Raw genomic sequence first — 19,851 nt, forward strand, 5'->3', positions numbered from 1 at the left:
GCTAGTCGTTCTCGGGGCTGACGTAGGCCGCGTTGCGGTCCACCGTCATGTAGATGTCGTTCGCTATGGGGTTGCGGCGTTCTTCGGCGATCTGTCCGAGCAGGCCCGCTGCGCGGGCCAGCAGCGCGAAGCCGCGCAGCAGATCGGTGGGCAGTCCCAGATCGGCCAGAGCTGCGCCGCAAACCCCGGCACCGTTCAGCGGCAGTTTCCGGCCCAGTGCCTGCTCGCTCATCCTGCCGATGGCTTCGAAGAGCCGCAGGTGGGGTCCGCGCAGCCCTTCCTCCTCGGCGATGCCAATGAGCACGGGTGTGCGGGGGTCCCCGTCCTTGTGGTTGGGGTGTCCCAGACCCGGAACGAACTTGCCCTCGGCGCGTTGGGCCTTGATGGCGTGCACGGCGAGGTCGTCCCACTCCTCATCCGTCTCCGGCAGCGAACCTTCGTGGCTGCCCAGGACGGCGGCCAGGAATTTGCCGCAGTCCTCGGTGACGCCGAGGAAGCGGGAGCCGCCGCCAAGGAGCCCGGCGGCCATGGCGCCCTGGATTGAGTCCGGCGCGCTGAGATAGGTCAGGCGAGCGGCAATCGCGGTCGGGGTGAAACCGTGATCAGCGAGGGCCACGAGAACTGATTCAAAGACCCGCACTTCACCAGGGCTGGGACGGCGCATGGCGACGAGCCAGAAGGCGAGCTCCCCGAACCCGACCTTGCCCATCAGGTCGGAGGCAAGGTCCTGTCCGAGCAGGCGGATTTCCGTGGCGGTGGAGGTGCCCAGCGAGGTGGGGAAGTTCAGTTCGTGGGTGTCTGCGGTGACGGTCATGTTTGTTCTTTCGTTGAGGTTCCGGCAGCGGTGGGAGCAGCGAGCCAGGTGAGGATTTCATCGGTGTGCTCGCCCAGCCTCGGGGGTGCCAGGTCGTAACGCGGCGGGGTCCCGGAGAAAGTGATCGGGTTCCGCACCCCGGGGACCTGGTTCCCGGCGGCGCCGACCTGCACGACAGGCTCCAAGCCGAGCTTTTGTGCGTATTCCACGCCTTGTTTGATGCTGTTGATCGGCCCGTTGGGGACCCCTGCTTCGTTGAGCTTGTCGAACCAGTACCCGGCTGATTGGGTGCGGAGTCGGTCTACGAGCAGGGGGCGGAGTTCTTCGCGACGTTCGGTGCGGTCTTTGTTCTCGGCAAACCGTGGATCATCGGCCAGTTCCGGGACGCCCAGCACCGCGCACAGTTTGCGGAACTGGGCGTTGTTGCCGGCTGCGATGATGAGGTCGTCGTCGGCTGTGGGGAGTGGTTCGTAGGGGAAGAGGCTCGGGTGGGCGTTTCCCATTCTGTGCGGGGTGACGCCGCCGGCGACGTAGGCGGACGTCTGGTTGACTAGGCCGCTCATGGCTGATGCCATCAGCGAGGTTTCGATGTTTTGGCCCTGCCCGGTTTGGTCCCGGTGGCGCAGTGCCGCGAGGATACCGATGGTGGAGTGCAGGCCGGCCATCACGTCAAAGATGCTGATCCCGGCCCGGTATGGGGAGCCTTCGGGCCCGCCGGTGAGGCTCATCAGCCCTGACATCGCCTGAACGATCAGGTCATAGCCTGGCAGCGAGGAGCCCTCTGCGGTGCCGAAGCCGCTGATGGAGCAGTAGATGACGGACTCGTTGCGCTCCTTTACCGACCCGTAGTCGAGTCCGAACCGCTTCAGGCCGCCGGGCTTGAAGTTCTCGATAACGACGTCCGCGCGTGCTGCCAGGGCTTGCGCCGCAGCCAGACCGTCAGGGTCCTTGAAATCCAAGACGACGGACTTCTTGTTGCGGTTGATCGCTGCGTAGTAGGTCGAAACACCGTCGGGACGGACCGGCGGCACCCAGGACCGGGTATCGTCGCCGCCCGGGCTTTCAACCTTGATGACTTCAGCGCCCATGTCCGCGAGGAGCATCGTGGCGTAGGGGCCGGCCAGAACTCTGGAGAAGTCGGCGATGACGACACCGTCGAGCGGCCGCGCCCCGGGTATAGTCTCCGGATGCTGGGCCAAGGGGAACGACATATTGGATTCCTTCTTTGTGAAACAGGATGTGGGTGGTGAATCGAGGCGGGGCCCGGGTCCTTAGGCCTGCCAGGACCGATTTACCTCAAATGAGGTGAACTTCCAGGCACCATCCGTGGCGCTAAAGGTGGCCCGGTAGTCGCCAATGGCAAGCAGTTTCGCGTCTGGGGTGATAGCCCACCGGCTGTAGCGGCAGCGTGCTTCGGCCGTGCCGCCTGCCGGATCGACAAGGAAGTTGGTCAGCAGGTGCCGGCTGGGCGGTGCCGCGGCGAAGATCCGGCTGTAGTGGTCAGAAATTTCTGCCGTTGTGGCCAGGGTCGTCCCGGCGAAACGCACGACGGCATTGCCGAACAGCGTGGTCACGCCGTCCGCATCGCGTTCGTCGGCAAACTCGGCGTACCTGCCCAGAAGGTTCTCGACGGCATGCCGCACCTCCGATGCGGGGGAGAACATTAGTGCGCCCACCAGTCAAGACGGTTCGTCTTTGCATGCCGCGCGGTGGTGGGGTGCAGCCGGGAGATCAGACCGCGGTAGAAGACCAAGGGCCGTGTGTCCGCGGTCCGCAGGTCTGTCAGCCGGGCCATGAGCCCGTAGTGATCGCCGGCTTCATACACAGAATCGATCCCGCACTGCATGGAGACCGCGGCAGTCTTGAGAACGGGGGCCCCTGCGCCATTCATGTCCCAGTCGCCGACGGCGAACTTTGGTCCGGATGAGGAGGCGAAGGCGAAACAGACGTCGGCGTGGTCCTCGTCCAGAACGTTGATGCAGATGCGGTCCAGGCTGCGCAGGGCCGCGAAGGAGCGTGACTCCTTCATAGCGAAAAAGGTCACCAGGGGCGGGTCCAGCGAAACCATTGCCAGTGAACCAACGGTCATGCCCACCGGGCCGTCGGGCCCGTGCCCGGTGACAACGGCGACGGAGGTTGGGATGCGCCCCATGGCCCGGCGTAGCGATGATGCTTCCAAGGTTGGGGGCCTTTCAATCATGACGGTCATCAGGACTCCTATGTCGTGGTGAAGCAGATATTGAGCTGATGCCAGTGAAGCAGCTCACAGGCGTGGCCTCTTGGGCTGCGCAGACAACTCCGACGAACCCGTTTGTGCTCAGAGCCAAGCTGGAGCGCTCCCCTTGTCGTGTGGCGCAGCTCACAGGATCATTTTTGGTCGCTGAGCATAAGAGCTGCCGGGGACCGGGGGGCAACCATGGTGGAACAGCTTCTCAAGGAAGCACACCGTTTTCGCCTCAATCCCTGAGGACCCCTGGAAGGACAATGATGACCATTACCGCGGAGCAGACCTCTCCAACTACCGACACCGACAGCGACTTGGTGGCCAGGGCCGCTAATCTACTGGACCTTCTCCGGAAGAACGCGTTCCAGACCGAGACAGACCGCCGCGTCGTGGAGGAAAACATCGAAGCCCTCGCCGCGGCAGGGCTCTTCAAGATCGCAGTCCCCAAGCGTTTCGGCGGACACGAAGCCGATTTCTCCACCTACTTGAAGGTCACCTCCACCCTGGGCCAGGCGTGTGGTTCCACCGCATGGGTCACCAGCCTCATCAACGTCTGCGGCTGGATCATGGGCCTGTACCCGGACCAGGCGCAGCGTGACGTATACGAGGAAAATCCCGAGGCCCGGGTCTGTGGCGTTTTCGCGCCCAGCTCAAGCACCGTCGCTGTGGACGGTGGCCTGAAAGTCACCGGCAAGTGGGGCTTCGCCTCCGGGTCCCTGCACTCCCAGTGGGCCATCCTCGGCATACCTGTTGTGGATGCAACCGGCGCCCAGATTGACCAGGGCCTGGCCTTGATTCCGATGAGTGAATTGAGCATGGAAGACACCTGGTACGTCGCCGGGATGCGGGGCACCGGCAGCAACACCCTTGTCGCGGAAGACGTCTTCGTGCCTTCCCACAGGATCATGTCTCTTATGCAGGCCGTCGAAGGCAGCTACCCTACGGAACATACCGAAGAAGCTCTCTACCGCTCCGCGTTCGTCCCCGCCGCCTCCCTCATTCTCGTGGGACCCCAGCTGGGCCTGGCCAAGGGAGCACTGGAGTTCGTGAAAGCTTCCCTCGCTAAGGGCAAGGGCATCGCTTATACCTTCTATGACCGCGCTACAGATGCCGGATCGACACAGATCAACATCGCCGCCGCAGCATCCTTGGTCGATACCGCCGAACTGCACATGCTCCGGGCAGCATCAGACATAGACACCGCCGCCAAAGGACCCGACTACCTTGACTTCGAAACCCGCGCCCGTGTCCGCATGGACGTCGGTACCGTCGCTACCCGCTCCCGAGAGGCTATGGACCTGCTCCTGAGCGTCCAGGGCGCGGGCTCCTTCGCAGAGGCCAGCCCGCTGCAGCAAAAGTGGCGTGACCTCGAGACCGGCTCCCGGCACGCGGTCGTCAATCCGGCCATCGCAAGTGAGGCCTACGGACGGGCGCTGCTTGGGGTGAAGGAGCAAGTCACCCCCCTAATCTAGAGCCAGCAATCTCAATGTAGGAGGGGCAGGGCCAAACGGCACTGCCCCTCCTACCGTCTGCGCCCCGACCTCTTACCTTCCTTAAGGCGCCAGTACTTGAGAACCGAAGGTATCCGCCAGGACCAGAGCTGTCTGAAGTTCAAACCGGCGTTCAGCGACGTCGTACCCCAGCAATTCACTCGCGCGCTTCACCCGGTATGCCACCGTATTGCGGGAGACAAAAAGACGTTGCGCGGCAGCATGCGGAGAACTTTCCTCCTGCAAGTAAGACAGCAACGTGGAACGAAGGTCGGCGGCGTTGTTATTGTCCCTGGCAAGCGGCCCCAGCTCCCGCACCACAAGGTCCCTGGCCAAATCCAAGTCAGCCGATAAGAGGCTGGCAATCGCAATGTCAGAGTAGTAGGCATCCCATGCTGAGGCGTCGCGGCGAAGCCTCGAGGTTCGCTCGGCGGCCTGGGCTTCCTTGTGGGACCGCTGGAACCCGGCAATGTCTGCCCCGGGTGTTCCAACTGCCATGCGAACATCCGGTTTGGCTGGCCGGTAATCACCTGCGTTCGGCCGCGCGGGAAAACTGCTACGGCTTCCCCATGCCCACACCCTGCCGCCACCGACCGGCATGACCAGTGTCTTTGTAGCACCCATTCGGGCAAGGGCATCCATAGCGATGGCTTCCAGTTCTGGGGTGTCGGCGCTGTTGCGCACCGGGTCAAACCACAGCGTCAGGGCCACATGCTCTCGCGAGAGGTCATAGCCCAGATCCCGGCTCGCCTTAACCCTGTCCGCGTGGCTGCCGTCCAGCACGTGACGGATAATTTCAGCCTTCGCCGCGGCTGCGCTGACGGTCCAACGCTCCCGCTCCGCCAGATACGTTGCGGCCATCTCGCCGGAAAAATCGTCAATATAGCGGAACAAGCTCTCCGAAATAATCTGCATCTGCTCGACGCGCTCTGCTTCGGGAACCAGTTCCCGGCAAGAATCCAGAAATGCCTTGGTCATCTGGGCGTGCCCCAGACGGACACCCCGCAAGACCTTGTCCAAGGAGATCCCGCGGCGAACAAAATCAACGTCACCGCGCAGCGCTTCCTCGGTGATGGCCGGCAGATCCTCCCCTTTGCTGCTAATCCATATCAGCGAACGGATAACCGACGATTCAGGCCCCATCCGCAACGACTCAAACTGCTCAGGACCTCCTCCAAAATCGGGGATCTCTGCGATGATTCGCTCTGTCATGGCATACCCAACCTGGCAAGCCCACTCCACCGGGCCCTTGCCCAGCCGCTCAACAGCGTCCGCAATCGTCACCGGCCGGCTGGCAGGTGCTGGAACAGCCACATCCGGATTGGGGTGCAACCGTTGCAGCCACAGATCAGCATCAGTGACATCAGCATCATCGCCGGACACGTCCCACACCCTCTTCACAATCAAATGCTGGCTTCACCCACGACCTGCTTCATCACACATCGGGGAGATCGGGTAACAAGGCAGAAGCTTAGCGCTACTGACCATGACAGACATGCTTGTGCAAGCGGGCAAGCGGGCAAGCGGGCAAGCGGGCAAACGGGCAAACGGCGGCGATCCACGTGCCTTGCGGCGGCTGAGCCCTTCTCCAAGGATTGATGTGTCTCATAACCTCTCCGTCTCAAAACGCTAGGGGTTGCGAGACGTCAGCTGCATTCATGCATTCCAGTTCAGAAGGCCGGCGGCGTCGGTTAATGCATGCAGCGGAAATCTGTGAGTCGGTGGGATCACCGCGAAGTTGGGCTAGGCACGATCGCTGAAAACTTCCAGATCACAAATGAGGGCGCCTCATTCACCACTTCAGCAAGGGGCATTTCTGGAGCGGAATTTTGTACCTGACCGACTCGAATTGTGTCCGTTCTGTATGTCCAGTGCTAGGAGGTTGCGCAAGGCGAAGTCTCGGCGCTGTGATTTGGACAGATCACGAGTGATCAGATCGTCAGTCGCGTAATCCGTAGTGGCGTTCGTGGCGGAAGATTCTCTGTGAGTTCAGGGGTCAGCGTGGGGTCAGCGACTCAGTGCAACGTCGTCAATGATGCTCAGTAGACGATTTACCCAACTACTGCGCTGGCCCACCGAGCAAACACCGTGAATAGGGGCGTAGTGAACAGGGCGAAGGCGAGCAGATTCACGACAACACTGTTCCAAAAAGCAAAGCGAAAGCTCGCCTTGCGCGTCTTGTGGCGAAGCGCCTGCTGCGCGACGATACCACCCGGCCACCCACCGACGGCGCCTAAGAGGAGCAGCGCCCTCTCCGAAGTCCGCCACCCCCGGAGACTGCGGCGGCCTTGTCGGCCGCGTACAGGAGAAAGCAGAGGCCGCTTGCCAACAGATACAGTGCTGGGACCCACAGCGGGATGGGCCACATGGCGTGGACAAGCAAGTAGGCGATGACGAAGCCGAGGATTGCGAGATAAGCCAGGGTGCCCGGTCTGTGCCGCATTCCTGCTCCAGGCGTTTGCCTAATCGGTGACGTTAGCGCTGGCGCATTGACAACCGGCTGCACGCGCGTTGCGCGCTGTTTTCCGTCTCGGGAGAGCTCAACCTCAAATGTGAGAGCCTCAGCCAAGCTGAGGTCGGCGTGCCCGAGGCGGGAACACTGAGATATGCACGAACGTCTTCTGGGTGGTGTCCATTCGGGAGATGAACCCGAAACCGCGGTCGTCGTTCCACGAAGTCAGCGTTCCAGATACATGCTCGGTCCCGATCCCCATTTCTACATGTTACTGATCGATGTTAGAGCCGCATGCGTGCCACCGGTAAGTGTCGGACTACAAACGCCTTGCCCTCGCGCTCAAGGTTCCACTTACGGACACCCGCCCGGTGGCCAAACCGCCATCGATAACCGCGATTGATGCCACTGAAGTGACTGTCTCGAATCCCATGGCCTGCAAGACGCCGTAATACCCCTTTGGGCTGCAAGTTCTGCCACTCGGATGATTTCAAGAGTTGGACCCGAGGAACCCGCGCAGTCGCTGGAAGCTGTCCGTCCATCCACGGCGGTGCAATTCCAGCCTTTCCTCGGTCGCGAAGGGCCCTTGGGACAAAGAAACCTCCGTCACACCGCCCTGGACGTGCAGGGAGAAAGTGACGACCGTCTCCTGGTCGTCCGCCGTGGGCTCCTCCCAGCGGAAGGTGTAGACCAGGCGCATCGGAGGATCGATCTCGAGGAAGTCACCGGCGAGGTGGAAAGGCTCGCCCTCGGGCGGCTGCATGAAGAACCGGTATTTTCCTCCCACTCGGAGGTCGAGTTCGGCTTGGGGCATTGTGAACCCGTGCGGGCCCCACCATTTCGCCAGTTCGGCCGGATCGGTCAACGCACGAAAGACCCGATCCTGTGGTACCTCCAGCGTGTTGCTGAGCGTCAGGAGCAACCCGCGGTCATGCTTCCTCATGCCGTCACTGTGGCACACCCAGGGGCCGCGCGAAAGACTCAACGGTGCCCGGGTGGCCCGCAGGCCGCAGCGACCGACGAGTTTGATCCCCTCCCGCCGGATGCAACTACTCGCCGACTCCATGACTTGCGCGATGACTGCCGCGTCGGCCGTCCCACTACCAGAAAGTGGGACGGGCACCAATGCCTAGTCAAACCCTTGATCACCCCGAGCTCGGCCCGCCCGACGACTCCGATCGCGCCACAGGGCCTCCATGCTGCCATTTTGCTCCGCAAGACCACCGCTACTTATCGCTGCTGTTCACACTTGCGGGGCGCAAAAAAGTTCGACGAGACGTCTCGCATCCCATGGGTTTCGAGACGGCGATCGGCTATCGGGCGGTCCAACGTGCTGCTCCTCCTCGTGGGATTGATGGGAGCTGTCCTAGGATGACTTCTACGATTTCGGCGGGAGATCCGATGTTGGGAATAGCGAAGCCGTTCTCACCGATCGCTAGGGCTTCGAGCGTCTCCATCTGACTGTCGAGGAGCGATGTAGGCATGAAGTGCCCACTGCGTAGCTTCATTCTGGCCCGTATGACTTCCGGATCGTTCTGAAGGTGAATAAAGACAACGTCACCGCCGGCCGAGGCGAGCAAGGTCCGATAACTCCGTTTGAGCGCGGAGCAGGTTACAACTGTCGATTCACCGGCGGATGATTTCGCGGTCATCCAATCTCTGATGGCTGTTAACCAAGGTTGTCGGTCCTCGTCAGTGAGGGCGATGCCCTGAGCCATCTTGGCGATGTTGTCCGTCGAGTGGAAGTCATCGGCCTCGGCATAGGACCATCCCAGCCGCTCCGACAGGGCGGTGGCGATGGTCGTTTTACCGGATCCGGATACGCCCATAAGAATGAAGTGGGTGCAATGGCGCATGTCGATTTCCTTGCGTTGTGGGTGGTTCATTGAAGCGATTGTCTTAGTAACCGAAACTGGTGATGGGACGGCCGACTTTTTGGTGCGAGATGCGTCTACGAATGGGGGTGTCCAAGAGCGGTCGACCGAGTACCCGCGGCGCGGCGGGCCAAGGTGCGGTAGATGCCGGTGTGATCCAGCATCCCGTCCCCTTGGTCCACCATCTCGGCGAAAAGTTCTGTGACCGTTCCGGTCAGCGGAAGCTGAATGCCCGCGGATCCAGCCGCTTCCTGAATGAAACCCAGATCCTTGAGCTGATTGCTGGCGCTCCCACCCTCGGCAAAGTCGTTGGTGAGCCATTTGGTGCTCTTTTGACGCAGCACCGTGGAGTCTGCGAGGCCGCCTTGTAGCAGTTCGACTAGCACAGTGGGGTCCAAATTACCGGAGCGTGCCAGGAGTAGGGCTTCGGAAATGGCCGTGACAGTGGCGGCGACCACAACCTGGTTGCACGCTTTTGCGAGCTCCCCAGAGCCGCTGCCCCCCATGTAGCGGACGGTGGTGCCGAGTACGGAGAATATGGGTTCCAGCCACCGGGCGGTTTCCTCATGTCCACCCACCATGATGCTCAGAGTTCCGTCCCTGGCGCCCGCTGTGCCGCCACTCAACGGAGCATCGATCACTCGGACCGAATGATCCCGCCACAACGACTCAGCCAAAGTTCTGATGCCTACCGGGGACACTGTTCCGTGAACGACGAGTATCGGCTCGTCGATCGCTCTCTGGGACCAGCCGTCCAAGAGTGCCGGCAAAAGTGATTCGACGTGGTGCAGATTCGGGAGAACGGTCAAGACGACTTTCGAGGCAGCGGCGGCCGGTGTATCAGCGACGTGCGCACCCAGCTGGACGAGATCGAGCGCCTTCGCCTGCGTCCGATTCCAGACGGTGAGGCCGCCATACTCGGCCAAAAGCCGTCGGGCCATGGGATCGCCCATGGGACCTACCCCGATGAGTGACAGCGAATGGTCCTGCGGCACGTGAGCAGTCATGTCAGTTCTCCAATGAACTTGGGGTAGTTAACAAAGTGGTATCGGTTACACTTTTGTACCATAAGACGTTCCAATGATGTAGAGATAAGGTCAGATGACAACTTCACCCGTAGTAGTAACCGCTGAATTCATACCGGTTGAGGGTCGCTTCGCTGAGCTTTGTAGGGCGCTTAGTGATGCGATTCCGGCTGTCCATGAAGAGCCCGGCTGTCTGCTGTATGCCATCCACGAAGCGCCGAACGGTGCGGTCTTCATGATCGAGAAGTGGGAATCTGTTGCATTCTTGGATTTGCATGCGGCAGGCGAGGCGGTAGCCCGTTTGGACGGCCTGATCTCCGATCTGATCAGTGAGCCAGTCCGCGTAACGCGTATGACTCCGATTCCGGTCGGATCATCGACTCAAGGGTTGCTTTAGTGCACCCGTGACTTGGCATCTATGCTGCTGACGCTTGAACGCTCGACCAATTCGGCTCGAACTTTCACGAGCGTTGGCCCTTCCGGTTTGTTGCCCGATACATTCGCCAGCGCAAGATTCACCGAATGGCTCGCCAGGAGGTCAATGGGTTGGCGAATGATGGTCAGTGGCGGGGTCATCAACTCCGTCCAGGGAGAATCCTCGAAGACAATAACCGAGAGCGCCTTGCGGGAGACGGCTCCAGCGTAATGAAGCCGGCGAAGCACATTGGTTACCTGTGCCGTATTTCCCACGACCAGCCCTGTCGGCGGCTCTTCGAGGTTGAGTAGCGCAGTGGCGGCATCTTCTCCAGCCGGACCGCGAAACGCGGCGGACTTGATCAGGCTCGGGTCAACCGCCACGCCGGCATCTTCGAGTGCCTGCTGATAGCCGGCGATGCGATCGCGGCCCGTTGTCGACATGTGTGGCCCGGAGATGATCGCAATGCGCCTGTGTCCATGCGCGAGGAGATGGGCGGTTGCAGCACGTGCGGACTCGACATTGTCGATACTGACCACATCAACTTCTGGCAGGGACGGAATGGATCGATCTACGAAGACGACTGCGGTACCGAGATCCTGCAGGTGAGCCCACACCGAGACATTCCCTCCCGTTGGCGTTGCGATGATGCCGCTGACGCGCCGTTCGATGAGAGTCGACAGACGTTCCGCTTCCAATCGGTCATCTTCCTGCGTCGTCATGAGTAGCACCTGGATGCCGCGTGAATGGGCTTCGCGGACAACCTGGTCGGCGAGGCGGGCGAAGAAGGGATTGGACACGTCCGCGAGTAAGAGGCCCAAGGTTGTGGCCGGCGCGTGCTTGAGTTCCCTTGCGGCTGTTCTCGGATGGTAGCCCAGCGCCGCGATCACTTCATTGACGTGACTGCGGGTTGCCGGAGCGACCGGTCCTGAACCCGGGTTGATGACTCGGGACACGACAGCCACGGACACCCCAGCGGCCGATGCGACATCGCGGATGGTTGGCTGCTTCTGCACTTGTACTCCTACTGTGCTCATTCGGCGTGCACACGTCTCAAAGTGAAATTCAACACTATGGGTATTGACCTGTACGGGGGGATGTGACATAAAAGTGGAACCGGTACCATTATGTTCCACTCCTCGGGTTGACGTCCACCCACCCAGCAAAACTTCGAAAGGCAGCAATGAATCTGCACAAACTCCTCACCGAACGTGAGACCTCTGGCAAGCCCATCCGGGTAGGTCTCATTGGTGCCGGCCGCTATGGCACGATGTACCTCGCGCAAGCCCGCAACATTCCAGGTATCCACGTCGTGGCCATCGCAGATATCAATATTGACCGAGCCCGGGGCGCCCTAAAGCTGGTCGACTGGCCCGAAGAAGCATTCGCAGATGACATCGCAGGCGCTCTGGCAAACCGAACAACAACGATCGTGGCGGACGCTTCTGCGCTCTTTGGCTCCGACATCGATGTGATCGTGGAGGCTACCGGCAACCCGATCGTAGGAATCAACCATGCGCTGCGGGCAATCGAAGCACGCCAACACATCATCATGGTCACCGTTGAAGCCGACGCCCTCGCCGGCCCCGCGCTAGCCAAACGCGCGACTGAGGCCGGCGTCGTCTACTCACTCGCTTACGGGGACCAGCCGGCCCTCATATGGGAACTGGTCGACTGGGCGCGTACCTCCGGGTTCGACGTGGTGTGCGCCGGCAAGGGAGCGAAGTATCTCCCGCACTACCACCAGATGAATCCGGACAATGTCTGGGAAAACTGGGAGTTCTCGAAAGAGCTCACGGATTCCGGTCAGCTCAACCCCAACATGCATACATCCTTCCGTGACGGCACCAAGGCCGCCATCGAAATGGCCGCGGTAGCCAACGCCGCCGGCCTGCGGCCATCTGATGAAGGCCTCACATTCACGCCAGGAAATGTCGAGGAGATCGCATCCATCTGTAGGCCGGAAGCGGCGGGCGGCGTCCTGAGCAACGAGGGAAGCGTCGACGTCATGTCGAGCGTCAACCGAGCCGGGGACTGGATTCCCTTCAACACTCAAGAGGGGGTCTTCGTGGTGGTCAAGGCCACAAATGCGTACGTCTCCGGATGCTTCCAGGAGTACCCATGGCACCCGGACCCCACCGGTCAGTACGCAGCCCTATACCGTCCGTATCACTACGTGGGCCTCGAACTCAACGTGTCCATCGCCAATGCTGTCCTGCGTGGCGTTGCGACCGGAACGCCGGAGGGATTCCACGCCGACGTGGTGGCATGCGCCAAAAAGGGTCTGCGCGCCGGTGAGATCCTTGACGGCGAAGGTGGATTCACTGTCTGGGGAAAACTCATCTCAGCCGAAAAGTCGGTCAGGGACCAGGCGCTGCCGGTGGCCATGGCTCACCATGTGAAGCTCGTCAATGATGTCGCGGAAGGCGACATCGTGCGATGGAGCGACGTCGAAATCGACACCTCCCTCGAAGAAGCACTGCTCGTCCGCCGCGAAACCGAGGCTCTTGTAGACGTTCCGATGAGCTCGGCGCAGTAGGCGCCGGCGGAACCTAGCCCACTATTTCGAAGTACCACCTGTACTAACACACCCGAACGCATTTCAGAACCTAACTACCCGTTCTACAGGGACCGGACTAGTAGGAATCATTTCAAAGGAGAAACAGATGCCTAAATACAAGCTAACTGCCGCAACTGCTACCGTCGCATTCGCTGCACTTCTCACCGGTTGTGGGAGCGACTCAGGCAGTTCTGATGCAGGAAGTGCCGAAGAGAGCCAATCCATCCGGCTGGCCCTGGGCGATCCGGCGGCTTCATCTGTCGGAGTGGCGGGCGAACACTTCGTCGAGCAAGTCGCGGACCTCAGCGGCGGCAGTATCAGTGTCGAGACCTTCCCTGACGGGACGCTTTTCGCCGGGGACCAAAACGCTGCGGTGAACCTGTTGGGAAATGGAACCCTCGATTGCACGATCATCTCCACCTCCGTGTACGCGTCATTCAATCCAGAGATGAATGCGCTCAGCCTGCCGTATCTCTTCGATGATGCAGAACAGTTCACCGAGTACCTTCAAGGCGAGCCGGGCCAGCAACTCCTTGATTCGCTCGAAAGCCAGGGAATCAAGGGCATTGAAATCCTTCCCCGGACGCCACGGCATATCACCAACTCGGTCCGCCCGATTGCTGAACCGAGTGATTTGGAAGGCATAACGATTCGAGTTCCGCAGAATGCCCTTTGGGTGGAGTTCTTCGGCTCGCTCGGTGCGAACCCCACCCCGATGGACTTCTCCGAGGTGTACACAGCACTTCAGACGGGAACCATCGATGCTCAGGAGAATCCGCTCGAAGTGCCGGTGAACAACCAGTTCTTCGAAGTCCAGGACTACCTCTCGCTTACCGGTCACATTCGCGACGGCTTCATCCTTGGTTGCAACCAGGAACTTTGGGACTCCTTGAGTGAGGAGCAGCAGGGTGCTCTAACGGAAGCTGCGGCCGCAACTGCGGATTTCAAGGCCCAGTATGACCAAGAAGATGCAGAGAAGACTCTCGCAACTCTGGAGGAGCAAGGCGTACAGATCAACGAGCTTTCAGAAGAAGCCCGGAGCGCCTTCCAGGAAGCAGCGCAGGCTGTCTATCCTGAATTCAAGTCCTTGGTCGGAGACGAATTCTTCGAGACGACCCTAGACTTCGTCGGACAATAAATCATGAGGATCTTTCCCCGGATCGGCATCAATGACCCAAAACTTGATGAACGAGATTTTGAGGAAGCGACTGGCGAGGCCGTCCCAAATGAGTCCCCGGAGCGGTTGGGATGGGTCTGGAACGCAGTCAACGTGCTGCTCTTCATCGGGGTCACTGTGATGCTCGGGAGTGTGAGCGCCCAAGTCGTGAGCAGGTTGATCGGCGTCTCCTTGACCTGGACCGAGGAACTTACACGAATGACGTTTCAGGACGTGATGTTCCTCGGCATGGCCGCAGGCTTTCGGACCGTAGCCCACCCTCGGGTCGCCCTGCTGGTGACCCGAGGGCCGGCTTGGCTGAAAACTACAAGTGTGCACATCTACGCGGTCGCAGGAATCGCATTCTTCCTGGTGCTGCTCGTCATGTCGTGGCAACTCCTGCTCCAGCAAGCCGGCACCGGTGAATCGAGCCCAGCCTTAGGGGTAAGCATGTACTTGGTCACCATTCCGCTCGTGCTCAGCGCCGTCCTGGCGATCCTCGCGCATATTCAAACCGTGTATTTCTCCAAAGAGATGCGCAAGACCATTGAAGATGGAGAGCTCACGGCATGAGTCTGACATTGCTAGCAATCTTTCTTGTTCTGCTCCTGCTCGGCGTTCCACTGGCTATATCGCTGGGGATTGGCGTAATCGTCACGCTGCTTGTCTATGACATTCCGCTCGATCTCCTGGCATCGACGATGCTCAGTTCAATGAACAGCTTTCTGCTCGTCGCCGTGCCGCTTTTCGTCCTGGCCGGCAATGTGATGGCCGGTGGAGGTATCTCAGACCGAATCTTCGCAGGAGCAGAAGTCTTCTTCGGCCGCTTCCGTGGAGGCCTGGGACAGGTAAACATCGCCGCCAGTGCCGTGTTCGGCGGAATTTCAGGCTCTTCGGTGGCCGATGTCGTGAGCCTCGGAAAGATTGAAATCAAGGCCATGACCGACCACAAGTATCCGCGGGCCTACGCGGCCGCAACCACTATGGTCACGTCAACCCTGTCGTCAGTGATGCCTCCGAGCATCCTGGTCATAATCGCCGCATCAACAGCAGGCGTCTCCGTAGGCGCCGCGTTGGCTGGCGGCTTAGGCCCAGCAGCAGTGCTAATCGTGGTGCTGATGATCGTCAATTATGTCGTCTCCGTTCGTAGAGGCTACGGCGAAGTCACGCGTACCCCCTTCAAAAAGGGGCTCCTAGTCGTCGTGAAGAGCATTCCAGCATTGGGCGGACCTGTCGTGATCTTGCTTGGCATGTTCGGAGGCACCTTCACCCCAACAGAAGCAGCAGCTATCGCGGTCATCTACAGCCTGCTCGTCGGAGTTTTCGTCTACCGCGACATGAAGTGGACGCAGATGCCGAAGATGGTTGTCGATGCCGGGCTGACGTCGGGAACGATCCTCTTCATCGCCATGATCGCCAACGTCGCAACCTATATCTTCACCATCGACGGACTGCCCGCGAGGGTGAGTAACTTAATGCTTTCCATCACCACCGATCCCATCGCAGTGATGCTGCTCATCGGACTGATCCTGATCATCATCGGCACCGTTATGGACATCGTCGCAGCAATTCTGCTGACCCTTCCAGTGCTGATGCCTGCTGCAATCTCTGCCGGCATCGACCCCATCCACTTCGTGGTGTTTCTGGTTGCTGCTCTCTCCATTGGTTTAGTAACGCCACCGGTTGGAGTATCGCTGTTTGCCACGTCCTATGTGAGCAAACTCCCAATGGAGAAGATCGTGAAGGCCGCCGTGCCGCACTACATAGTTATGCTCGTCGCGATCGTGGTACTGGCGATATTTCCGCCCCTGATCACCTGGCCAGCCGAGCTGTTGATGGATTGAAATCCTACCGGCTCTACACACGCGATTCTTTGAAAGGGCTCGAGGTTAGCCACCGCGTGGCGTGCCACCACCCACTCCCCTCGACGCTGTTGTGATCAACTGGTAGTCGAGATTCTGTCAGGTAATTGTATGGCTCTACTTGGGCTGCCGCTCGTGAGCGAGTCGTGCGGCAGCTGCGATATCTTGATTGCCTGGCGGGCGCCGACCGATTCGTCCCGACGACGTCTGGACAATCGGGCACTATGAGCCTTCATAGCCGTGACTGCGATAATGGACTGCGTTCATGCGAGCCGAAGGGCCTGGCATGGATATGAGCAAATTCGTAGGGATGCTAGAAGCCCCCGGATACCGTTCAGGCAACTCATTCTCGGGTATCGACTATGGCCTGAACGGTGCATAGGTGGAACGTCAACAGCAGAGCCGCGCATCAGACCATGTCGTTTTGCTGAGTGTCGCGTCTGCTCCAGTACCCACCACTAGACCTCATCCCGCTACTCACTCCCAGGTCAGACTTTGCCCTTGACGTGGCTGGGGTAGCCCCTCCTTCACAGTTGGAGCAGGACGCTCTCAAGGTCTGCTGGTGCATCGTTGTCGAGCTCGAGCAGGCGGACTCCGGTCCAGGTAATGCTGGATCGGCCCCATTTCGACCAAAATTCTTGCCAGTTGCTGAGCTTCGCGTGGTCGCGGGCGAGTCCACGGGTTTGTAGTCGCCTCCGGGTCTCCGCTTCGGAGGCGATTACACGCAGAACGGTATGGGTCGCCGGCGGCCACCCTGCATTTCGTGCCGATCGGCCGAAGAAGTCCGGTTGATCCAGGTATCCTGCGAACGGCGCGTCCATGACGACGGAGAGACCCAGCCGTAAGTTGTCACCGGCGACCGAGAACAGGGCTGCATACTCGGCCGGCATTACGCGTTCTCGATAGAAGAAGTTGCTTTCGCGCTCGTTCTGCGACTGGCCCTGAGCTTCCATGGCCGCTTCCACGAGAGGGCTGGCAAGACTGTCCTTGTCCAAGTAGGCGGCCCCGGATCGACGGGCGATCTCGCGAGCGATAGTCGATTTGCCGGAGCCGGCTGTACCTACTACTGCTACAGCGAAGGGCATGTCAGAGCCGAGCTTCGCGCACGGCGCCCAGGAAGGCTGCGGCTGCTTCCGTCACGCGGGAGTAGTCGCCATCCGGACGGGCGGCCTTAGTGATTGTGCTTCCAACACCCACTGCACTGACACCGGCGTCGAACCAGTTTTTCACGTTGGTTGCAGTGACGCCGCCGGCGGGCATCAGTGATACGTGGGCAAGAGGGGCGAGGACCGCTCGTGCGTATTCGGGCCCGATTTCAGCCGGGAACAGCTTCACGATGTCTGCTCCTTCTTCGACGGACTCCACGATCTCGGTGGGGGTGTACGCCCCGCTGATTGTCGGAATTTGGTATCGGTTGGCGGTGCGGATCATCTCGCGGCTGAGATGAGGACTGACGAGGAACGATGCGCCGGCGGAAATTGAGGCGTAGGCGCTCGGGCCATCCAGGACCGTTCCTGCTCCGATCGAAACCGTCGAGCCGTAAGCCTCCACGAGACGCTCGATTACGCGTAAGGCACCCGGCGTGGACAACGTGACTTCGATTGCTCGCACGCCGCCGGCGATCGCCGCCTCGGAAGCTCGAAAGGCTTCTTCCGGGTCGTCCAAACGAACAATAACAACCGTTCCGTCATCGATGATATGGCTTAGGGTCAGCAGTTTAGGGCGCATGACGCCTTAGACTACAACATAGAGCGACAGAAAGCTACAGAAAGCGACAAAGTTGATCAATCCACCACCGCTGCTCGCCGATCAGCGGCAGAAACGAATTCGCGCGCGGCTGACGGACGAAGGGGCGGTCCGCACTGCCGATTTGGCCCTCGAATTTCGCGTTTCCAACGTCACCATCAGGCGCGACCTCGTGGATCTGCAGAGGCTTGGTGTCGCCGAACTGGTATACGGCGGCGCCCGGCTCGCTGCAGGGCGCGTTCCACCCGCCGATCGTCGCGAGCGCTCAGGTGTCGAATCTGAGGCCAAGAAGGCAATCGCGCGTGTAGCAGCCGGCCAATTACATGCCGGGGATGTCATTTATCTAGATTCCGGGACGACGTGTGCTGCCATGGTGCCAGCGCTGGCCAGTATCGAGCGACTCACCGTCGTTACCAACGATCTCAATACCGCGGTCGATCTCGCCTCCTCTGCTCCGCAGCTATCCGTTGTTATCGCCGCCGGCCTCGTAGACAGCGCGACGTTCTCGGCAGTGGGAGAACTGCTCGCGGGGGTATTTGCGAACTTTGTCTTTGACGCAGTGTTCGTCAGCGCAAGTGCCTGGGATTGCGGAACAGGGGCGACCACGGGTGGCATGGCCTATGCCGCAGCAAAAAGATCTGTACTAACCCACGCCAAGAGGGCATTCCTCCTCGCGGACTCCAGTAAATACGGCGCAACGGAGGCGCATGTGGTCCGGCGGTTGGAGGAGTTTGATGCCGTCATCTCTGATGCCGCGCTGGCCCGCGTTCACCGCCATGCCGTACTCGAGGCGGGAGTACGTCTCCTCGTAGCGGAGCCGTAAAAAACTCGTTGACACTCACTTGGGAGTGATCTAGAGTACTTTGCAATCGATCTCAGCAATCGATCTCAGCCTCCACTGCAACCGATCGCAACAGACTAGAACTTACGGAGAGATGATGATTAAGAAGCAATGGCGCTTAGTAATGGCGAGTGCAGCCGCAGCAAGTATTCTGCTCGCTGGGTGCGCTCCCTCTTCCGAGTCCGGTGATCCTCAGGGCCCGGTGACACTGAGATATTGGGACTTCCTGGACCCAAGTCAAGACAACCCGCGCTCGGCGGCGCTGGAGGAAAATATCGCGAACTTCGAGGCGGCCAACCCCGATATCAACGTCGAGCTCTCGGTAGTCTCTCTTGGTGACATGCTGAACCGCCTGCCTCAGGCGGCAGCTGCCGGAGAAGCCCCTGATGTGTTCAAGATGTTTACGCCGACCGTTCCGCAGATGGCATCGGCGGGCGCGTATTCGCCCCTCCCGGAGGCGGCGTCCGAGATTACCGATTGGCTTCGCCCGATCGATACTCTTTCCGGCCCGGACGGCCAGCAGGTAGCTGTTCCTTACGAGTACCGTACCTGTGCGTTCTACTACAACCAGGCGATCTTGGATGAAATTGGGGCCTCCGTACCCACCACCTATGACGAGGTCGTCGATGTTGCGGCGAAAGCTGCAGAGGCGGGTTACACAGGGTTCGGTACAGGATTTTCGGACACTGACAACTCAGCGATCATCGCCACCTTTTTCGACTGTTTCATGAGCCAGGTCGGCCAGGAAATATCAAATGAAGACGGTGAAGCCGTCTTCGCAACAGAAAAGGGTGAGGAGTTTGGAGATTTCCTCGCCGACCTTCGCGACGCCAACGCGCTCGGAAGCAGCGTTGTCTCGGACAGCTACTCGACCGTCACCGACGGCTTGAGTAATGGAACGGTTGCCATGGCTGTGCTGGGCAGTGAGCGAGTCATCACTCTGGCAGCCCAGAACCCCGATGTGAAATGGGCACCCCTGCCAATGGCCTCGACCGGAGATCAGACCGGTGCCACCTTGGGGTGGACGCTTGGAATCGGTGCAGACAGCCAGAATGTAGACGCGGCTTGGAAGTTTATCGAATACATGACGGGGCCCGAAGCCGGTGCACTAATGGCAACAGGTGGCGAGATCCCCACACGCGCCGCAACTTACGACGAACCGTATTTCTCGACGCCGGAAGCGGAGGCTGTGAACTCCGTCGCTGACTATGTCGAAAGCAACAGCGAACCTCACTCCTACTCGAACGACTGGATAGGTGTGGCCTCCGGCCTCTCACAGGCTGGGCAGGAACTCTACCTAAACGGTTCCTCAGGCAGCGAGTTCATCAATTCCGCGCAAAGCGCGGCCAACCAGTAACTTCGGCTTTACTATCCGGGGAGCCCGTCAGTCGG

General features: G+C 60.1%; 22 protein-coding genes. 8 read left to right on the forward strand and 14 right to left on the reverse strand.

Going from position 1 to position 19,851, the window contains the following annotated elements; genetic code table 11:
• Position 1: 1 nt before the first annotated feature.
• The 4 genes from AC4D1W_RS07755 to AC4D1W_RS07770 are packed head-to-tail and all read right to left on the reverse strand — an operon-like array spanning position 2 to position 3,023.
• Positions 2–814: a citryl-CoA lyase gene (locus AC4D1W_RS07755; protein WP_490898346.1), complete on the reverse strand. Its 813-nt coding sequence runs from the start codon at positions 812–814 to the stop codon at positions 2–4.
• Positions 811–2,025 carry a CaiB/BaiF CoA transferase family protein gene (locus AC4D1W_RS07760; RefSeq protein WP_490898347.1) on the reverse strand — a complete coding sequence of 405 codons (1,215 nt, stop codon included), beginning with the start codon at positions 2,023–2,025 and terminating at the stop codon, positions 811–813. Before AC4D1W_RS07760 ends, AC4D1W_RS07755 begins: the two co-directional genes overlap by 4 nt.
• Positions 2,026–2,085: 60 nt before the next feature.
• Complete coding sequence (locus AC4D1W_RS07765; RefSeq protein ID WP_490898348.1) at positions 2,086–2,478, reverse strand: nuclear transport factor 2 family protein; 393 nt, start codon at positions 2,476–2,478, stop codon at positions 2,086–2,088.
• On the reverse strand, positions 2,478–3,023 hold the full coding sequence (locus AC4D1W_RS07770; protein ID WP_490898349.1) for a flavin reductase family protein: 546 nt from the start codon (positions 3,021–3,023) through the stop codon (positions 2,478–2,480). Before AC4D1W_RS07770 ends, AC4D1W_RS07765 begins: the two co-directional genes overlap by 1 nt.
• 275 nt (positions 3,024–3,298) lie before the next feature.
• On the opposite strand from AC4D1W_RS07770, the gene AC4D1W_RS07775 reads away from it, so the two are divergent.
• Positions 3,299–4,510, forward strand: coding sequence for an acyl-CoA dehydrogenase family protein (locus AC4D1W_RS07775; RefSeq protein ID WP_490898350.1), 1,212 nt, complete (start codon positions 3,299–3,301; stop codon positions 4,508–4,510).
• 81 nt (positions 4,511–4,591) lie between these two features.
• Here the strand turns inward: AC4D1W_RS07775 and AC4D1W_RS07780 are convergent, their stop codons facing one another.
• From AC4D1W_RS07780 to AC4D1W_RS07810, 7 genes are all read right to left on the reverse strand, one after another.
• Complete coding sequence (locus AC4D1W_RS07780) at positions 4,592–5,911, reverse strand: PucR family transcriptional regulator (RefSeq protein ID WP_490898351.1); 1,320 nt, start codon at positions 5,909–5,911, stop codon at positions 4,592–4,594.
• A 668-nt stretch (positions 5,912–6,579) separates the two neighbouring features.
• Entirely contained in the window at positions 6,580–6,843 is a 264-nt protein-coding gene (locus AC4D1W_RS07785) for a DUF1294 domain-containing protein (RefSeq protein ID WP_490898491.1), read from the reverse strand.
• Positions 6,762–6,971 (reverse strand): hypothetical protein, encoded by a 210-nt coding sequence (locus AC4D1W_RS07790; protein ID WP_490898500.1) that lies wholly within the window; start codon positions 6,969–6,971, stop codon positions 6,762–6,764. Before AC4D1W_RS07790 ends, AC4D1W_RS07785 begins: the two co-directional genes overlap by 82 nt.
• Before the next feature lie 118 nt (positions 6,972–7,089).
• A complete protein-coding gene (locus AC4D1W_RS07795) occupies positions 7,090–7,242 on the reverse strand; it encodes a cold shock domain-containing protein (RefSeq protein WP_490898352.1) in 153 nt (50 codons plus the stop codon).
• 228 nt (positions 7,243–7,470) lie between these two features.
• Positions 7,471–7,923 (reverse strand): SRPBCC family protein, encoded by a 453-nt coding sequence (locus AC4D1W_RS07800; RefSeq protein WP_490898353.1) that lies wholly within the window; start codon positions 7,921–7,923, stop codon positions 7,471–7,473.
• 370 nt (positions 7,924–8,293) lie between these two features.
• Positions 8,294–8,866, reverse strand: a complete 573-nt coding sequence (locus AC4D1W_RS07805; protein WP_490898354.1) for a gluconokinase — start codon at positions 8,864–8,866, stop codon at positions 8,294–8,296.
• A gap of 65 nt (positions 8,867–8,931) precedes the next feature.
• Positions 8,932–9,861, reverse strand: coding sequence for an NAD(P)-dependent oxidoreductase (locus AC4D1W_RS07810; RefSeq protein WP_490898355.1), 930 nt, complete (start codon positions 9,859–9,861; stop codon positions 8,932–8,934).
• A 94-nt stretch (positions 9,862–9,955) separates the two neighbouring features.
• On the opposite strand from AC4D1W_RS07810, the gene AC4D1W_RS07815 reads away from it, so the two are divergent.
• Entirely contained in the window at positions 9,956–10,276 is a 321-nt protein-coding gene (locus tag AC4D1W_RS07815; RefSeq protein ID WP_490898356.1) for a putative quinol monooxygenase, read from the forward strand.
• Here AC4D1W_RS07815 and AC4D1W_RS07820 read toward each other — a convergent pair.
• Positions 10,273–11,310, reverse strand: coding sequence for a LacI family DNA-binding transcriptional regulator (locus AC4D1W_RS07820; protein ID WP_490898357.1), 1,038 nt, complete (start codon positions 11,308–11,310; stop codon positions 10,273–10,275). The genes AC4D1W_RS07815 and AC4D1W_RS07820 overlap by 4 nt on opposite strands.
• Before the next feature lie 167 nt (positions 11,311–11,477).
• Here AC4D1W_RS07820 and AC4D1W_RS07825 point away from each other — a divergent pair, with 167 nt between their 5' ends.
• From AC4D1W_RS07825 to AC4D1W_RS07840, 4 genes are all read left to right on the forward strand, one after another.
• Positions 11,478–12,833, forward strand: coding sequence for an NAD(P)H-dependent oxidoreductase (locus tag AC4D1W_RS07825; RefSeq protein ID WP_490898358.1), 1,356 nt, complete (start codon positions 11,478–11,480; stop codon positions 12,831–12,833).
• A gap of 127 nt (positions 12,834–12,960) precedes the next feature.
• Entirely contained in the window at positions 12,961–13,992 is a 1,032-nt protein-coding gene (locus tag AC4D1W_RS07830) for a DctP family TRAP transporter solute-binding subunit (RefSeq protein ID WP_490898359.1), read from the forward strand.
• Positions 13,993–13,995: 3 nt separating this feature from the next.
• Entirely contained in the window at positions 13,996–14,583 is a 588-nt protein-coding gene (locus AC4D1W_RS07835) for a TRAP transporter small permease (protein WP_490898360.1), read from the forward strand.
• A complete protein-coding gene (locus AC4D1W_RS07840) occupies positions 14,580–15,854 on the forward strand; it encodes a TRAP transporter large permease (RefSeq protein ID WP_490898361.1) in 1,275 nt (424 codons plus the stop codon). Before AC4D1W_RS07835 ends, AC4D1W_RS07840 begins: the two co-directional genes overlap by 4 nt.
• A 545-nt stretch (positions 15,855–16,399) precedes the next feature.
• On the opposite strand, the gene AC4D1W_RS07845 is transcribed toward AC4D1W_RS07840, so the two are convergent.
• Positions 16,400–16,957 carry a P-loop nucleotide/nucleoside kinase family protein gene (locus AC4D1W_RS07845; protein WP_490898362.1) on the reverse strand — a complete coding sequence of 186 codons (558 nt, stop codon included), beginning with the start codon at positions 16,955–16,957 and terminating at the stop codon, positions 16,400–16,402.
• Between the two features lies 1 nt (position 16,958).
• Positions 16,959–17,600, reverse strand: a complete 642-nt coding sequence (locus tag AC4D1W_RS07850) for a bifunctional 4-hydroxy-2-oxoglutarate aldolase/2-dehydro-3-deoxy-phosphogluconate aldolase (protein ID WP_490898363.1) — start codon at positions 17,598–17,600, stop codon at positions 16,959–16,961.
• Between the two features lie 52 nt (positions 17,601–17,652).
• On the opposite strand from AC4D1W_RS07850, the gene AC4D1W_RS07855 reads away from it, so the two are divergent.
• Both AC4D1W_RS07855 and AC4D1W_RS07860 read left to right on the forward strand, forming a co-directional pair.
• The gene (locus tag AC4D1W_RS07855) at positions 17,653–18,441 is read left to right on the forward strand and encodes a DeoR/GlpR family DNA-binding transcription regulator (protein WP_490898364.1); all 789 of its coding nucleotides are present in this window, start codon (positions 17,653–17,655) and stop codon (positions 18,439–18,441) included.
• 40 nt (positions 18,442–18,481) lie between these two features.
• Positions 18,482–19,816 carry an ABC transporter substrate-binding protein gene (locus tag AC4D1W_RS07860; RefSeq protein WP_490898365.1) on the forward strand — a complete coding sequence of 445 codons (1,335 nt, stop codon included), beginning with the start codon at positions 18,482–18,484 and terminating at the stop codon, positions 19,814–19,816.
• The last annotated feature ends 35 nt before the right edge of the window (positions 19,817–19,851 follow it).

The organism is Arthrobacter sp. TJ-170, assembly GCF_058269305.1.